The following is a 4,105-nucleotide window of genomic DNA, read 5'->3' as shown; positions in this document are numbered from 1 at the left end:
CAGGTGAGCATACGACAGTTCAACTGAAATGGGCAACTGCTTCGGAAAAGGCATTCAGTCACTTTGTTGTCCAGGTGGCGGTAGGCTCAGAGAACCTGAAAAAGGGATTGTTTACCGATCTGGGTATGATCAAAGGCAAAGCGGCGCAGGGAGTTCAGCAGTACATTTTCATTGACGAGAAATCGACTTTTAGCAACACACTTTACTATCGTTTAAAAATGGTTGATGCGGATGGCAGTTTCACCTACTCGTCGGTGCGACCGGTTATCTTCAATACACTAACAGACTGGCGCGTTTTTCCAAATCCATCGCGTGATGTTTTCAGACTTGAACCGCAGGGTGTGGTGAAAGGCCCTGTCGAGATTGATGTGATAGATATCTCCGGCAAAGTTCGCAAGCAAATCAAAATTCGGGAAGTTACATCTGCTCTGGATGTTCAAATCGGTGCCCCGGAGCTGCCCGGCGGTCTCTATCTGCTTCATGTGAAATCGAAAGAAGGAGCAGTGCAGCTAAGGGTCATGAAGGAATAGCGACGGGTGAGCCAGACTGGCAATTCTGTTTTTTAACCCGAATAGATCAGTTTCTTTCACACAAAGGGGATAAATTGGCAGCCAGAAGCAAACATTTAAAATGGTAATTAATCACATGAGTACAACTGAAAATGCTGCTGCACCGGCAGTTCCTATTTCGAAAGCTTTGGTTTCCAACGGGTTCTTGTTCATTTCTGGTCAGATCGGATCGGCTGGCGGACAATTGGTAACTACTTCTTTCCAGGATGAGGTAAGACAGGTATTTACAAATATTGAGACAATCCTTCAAGAGCACGGTCTGACTTTCAGCCACATTGTGAGTGTAACGGTATACCTGACAGATATGCGGTATTTCGACGAGCTGAATGCGGTTTACCAGACTTATTTCACAGACCGGTTCCCAACCCGCACCTGCATAGCCGTAGCGGGACTGCCCAAGCAGGCGCGCGTTGAATTAACGACCATGGCGAGCCTGAGGTTAGAAGCTAATTAAAACTCAAACTCTCCGGAGCGCTTTACGGTTCCCTGCGGAGCTTCCTGAATCAGCCGATATCAGGGAGGCTCCGCAGGAGCCGGTTGGAGCTTGTTATTATGTTCCTTCCTATAAACAGGAAGCCACTCTGTGGCTGCTTAGTTACCTGAGTTTGACCATTTCCATCCTCAATAAGCCGGATCAAACTCTACGATCCATTCAATCCCATACTTGTCTCTGAGCATTCCCGCGTAAGTGCCCCAGGGGCTTTCGTCAATGGGCCCTTCGATGCTCCCGCCGGCTGATAATGCATTGAAGATCCGGTCTGCTTCCTCGCGGCTTTCTGCGCTGAGTGATATTTTAGACCGGTTTTCATTTTCATTTACCCGTCCCATAAATTCCGGAACATCATTGGCGATTAATACATTGTGTTTTCCTACTGGCAAAACAATCGTCATGATTTTATCTGCTTCGCTCTCCGGTATCGGGAATTCGTCGCTTGCGAGGTCTTTGAAACGAATGATCTTTGTAAAATCTCCACCAAAAACAGATTTGTAAAAAGTGAAAGCCTCTTCGGCATTTCCATTGAAGTTGATCCAGGGATTGATTGTTCTCATAATGGTATTTTAGGTTTTGATTTTTTGTCCAGGCTGTTTAGCATTTCATTTTGACACTGATATAAATGCTACGGCTACTATCGCTGCAATCAGCATCTCGATGACCATGCAAATGTGAAATTTAGTACGGCATTTGTACCTGTGCAAATGCGACAATTTAGAGGGTAAATAGCGCCAAAGTGCGTCTTTACTCTTACCATTTACTACGTTCCAAAACAATCTAATGAAATTCGCTCACCTGTTTACGTTCCTGGTCTTCGTCCAAATTTTTACATCCTGCAAGAAAAATCAAGATCCCCCGCAACCCGCCGAACCTGACATCACTGAAACCGTATTCGTGGGTAGTCACGACAAAAACCTTTATGCTGTCAGTACAGTCACCGGCCTTAAAAAATGGGCTTTTCAAACGGGAGATGCTATTTTTTCCAGCCCCACGATTGCGAATGGCATTGTATATGTTGGTAGCATAGACAATAAACTATATGCAATAAGCGCAGCTACCGGCGTGAAAAAATGGGAGTTTGTTACAAACGGAGATATTTATTCCAGTCCGATGGTAGCGAATGGAATCGTGTATGTGGGCAGTGCAGACAAGAAGATATACGCGGTTGATGCTGCTACTGGCACGAAAAAATGGGAGTTTATTACAGAAGGCGAAGTTCATTCCAGCCCGACAGTGTCGAATGGAATTGTGTATGTAGGCAGTCAAGACAAAATGCTGTATGCACTCGATGCTGTCACGGGTACGAAAAAATGGGCATTTGCAATGAGCGGCGCAAGTGCATACTCCGGTCCTACTGTAGCCCAAGGTGTGGTTTATGCAAGCGATTTCGGGGGAATGCTTTATGCCGTTGATGCGGCAACCGGTGCGAAAAAATGGGAATTTAAAGCCCCTGCGCTTTTTGATGCGAGTCCGACCGTAGTAGATGGCGTGGTGTATACAACCAATTTTGCATGGACACTTTATGCCCTGGATGCAGCCAGCGGAGCAAAGAAATGGGAATTCTCAATGGGTAACGGCACGATGTCCAGTCCTGCGGTGAGCGACGGCGTTGTGTATGCAGGCGGCGCCAATGGTAAAATCTATGCAGTAGATGCATCAACAGGCCGGAAAAAATGGGAATTCGCTGGCGAGCCTATTATGTATTCAAGTCCAACCGCTGCCGATGGTGTAGTGTACCTGGGCAGCGGAAAGAACCTTCAAGCGATTGATGCGGCAACAGGAGCAAGTAAGTGGGTTTTTCAAACAGGCGAAAATGTTATATCCTCTGCCTGTGTGGTGACAAAAAGCGGAACGATCGTACACCCTGGAATAAGCGGAGCGCAGCATTGAGCTGGTTCCATTTAGGTGCTAAAGGAAAAGTTTATGGCTAACCCGCGCTGCTGACACACTGTTGTCATGCGGTACATGTTGTTTTGAAGAAATAATTAATCCTCATTAACTATGACATTCAATTCAACACGGATTATCACCGGCAACATCCATGCACTTATCGACTTCTATCAACAGATCACCGGATGTGATGCGCACCGGCTCACCGATGATTTCGCGGAATTCCGCACTCCACTGGCCACATTAGCGATCGGCAGCACGCGTACACTCCACTTTTTTGGTGGCGAAAGTGTGGCAATGCCTTCAACAAACCGGTCTGTAATCCTGGAATTCCGGGTTGAGGATGTAGATGCGCATTATGAAAAACTATCTGATTTCCTTAAAGACGCAATCGTACAAAAACCAACAACAATGCCCTGGGGTAACCGGTCACTCTTGTTCCGGGATCCTGATGGTAACCTGATCAATTTTTTCACGCCCATTACCGAAGAAGCAACAGCGCGTTTCAAATAGATTGGTTTGCCTCGGAGTGAGCACAAGCGATGCAAAACACATATAGTTGTTAAATAATAAATAGCTATTACCTGCCTGGTATTTCGAAAGTCCCGCAGCGAGTCGAGAGACAGCGCTGGCGGGACTTTCCCGGTTGTAGGATGAACCCTTACAACAGTTTTCCCCGGACAGCCTGATACACAGTCCGTACCTCTGCCTGAAAGCCCAGGCTCCGCGCCAGTGAACTATCCACTTGCAAATGCCAGGGATCAGTGAGCGGTTTTGATGAAGACTCCATTTTTACACCTATCAACTGCAGCAGCTCGTAAACGGACATCGGGCATTCGTCGGAAATATTCACAACATGCCCGTCTATCTTCCCGGTCAGGGCCATTTTGATCGCATTCGCGATATCGATATGGTGGATAATGCTCATTCTGGCCGCCGGGTGCCACTTTCCCAGAACGTGCTCAGGTAACATGGCGATATGTTCATCTCCATCACCATATACAAAAGGAAACCGCAGCACAGCCCAATTAAGTCCGCTCGCACGCAATGCCTGCTCCGCTGCCAGCTTGCTCGCCGGATAGGCAAGCTCGGGAGCAAGAGGATCGTCCTCCCGGCCCGGATGCGGGTTATCGGCATTATAAACATGCGCCGT

General features: G+C 47.3%; 6 protein-coding genes. 4 read left to right on the top strand and 2 right to left on the bottom strand.

What is annotated here, in order from left to right:
• Positions 1-530 (top strand): T9SS type A sorting domain-containing protein (locus tag ACTIE6_RS19460; protein WP_439558231.1); only part of this gene is annotated, 530 nt, incomplete at its 5' end.
• Between the two features lie 115 nt (positions 531-645).
• A complete protein-coding gene (locus tag ACTIE6_RS19455; protein WP_439558230.1) occupies positions 646-1,023 on the top strand; it encodes a Rid family detoxifying hydrolase in 378 nt (125 codons plus the stop codon).
• Positions 1,024-1,190: 167 nt separating this feature from the next.
• Here ACTIE6_RS19455 and ACTIE6_RS19450 read toward each other — a convergent pair whose 3' ends face one another.
• Complete coding sequence (locus tag ACTIE6_RS19450; RefSeq protein WP_439558229.1) at positions 1,191-1,619, bottom strand: VOC family protein; 429 nt, start codon at positions 1,617-1,619, stop codon at positions 1,191-1,193.
• Positions 1,620-1,842: 223 nt separating this feature from the next.
• Between ACTIE6_RS19450 and ACTIE6_RS19445 the strand changes: the two genes are divergently transcribed.
• The gene (locus tag ACTIE6_RS19445) at positions 1,843-2,952 is read left to right on the top strand and encodes an outer membrane protein assembly factor BamB family protein (RefSeq protein WP_439558228.1); all 1,110 of its coding nucleotides are present in this window, start codon (positions 1,843-1,845) and stop codon (positions 2,950-2,952) included.
• Positions 2,953-3,063: 111 nt separating this feature from the next.
• Positions 3,064-3,465, top strand: coding sequence for a VOC family protein (locus ACTIE6_RS19440; protein ID WP_439558227.1), 402 nt, complete (start codon positions 3,064-3,066; stop codon positions 3,463-3,465).
• Between the two features lie 148 nt (positions 3,466-3,613).
• Here the strand turns inward: ACTIE6_RS19440 and ACTIE6_RS19435 are convergent.
• Positions 3,614-4,105, bottom strand: a 492-nt coding sequence (locus tag ACTIE6_RS19435; RefSeq protein WP_439558226.1) for an NAD-dependent epimerase/dehydratase family protein, incomplete at its 5' end; no start/stop codon positions are given.

Source organism: Dyadobacter sp. (assembly GCF_051859145.1).
Lineage (GTDB): Bacteria > Bacteroidota > Bacteroidia > Cytophagales > Spirosomataceae > Dyadobacter.
The sequence above is the reverse complement of the archived record's forward strand: the minus strand, read 5'-3'. Positions and strand labels throughout refer to the sequence as shown.

What these genes read in the sequence shown, in the direction of transcription:
- ACTIE6_RS19455 (WP_439558230.1), top strand. Translation starts at nt 646, where the DNA reads ATGAGTACAACTGAAAATGCTGCTGCACCGGCAGTTCCTATTTCGAAA.
- ACTIE6_RS19450 (WP_439558229.1), bottom strand. Translation starts at nt 1,619, where the DNA reads ATGAGAACAATCAATCCCTGGATCAACTTCAATGGAAATGCCGAAGAG.
- ACTIE6_RS19445 (WP_439558228.1), top strand. Translation starts at nt 1,843, where the DNA reads ATGAAATTCGCTCACCTGTTTACGTTCCTGGTCTTCGTCCAAATTTTT.
- ACTIE6_RS19440 (WP_439558227.1), top strand. Translation starts at nt 3,064, where the DNA reads ATGACATTCAATTCAACACGGATTATCACCGGCAACATCCATGCACTT.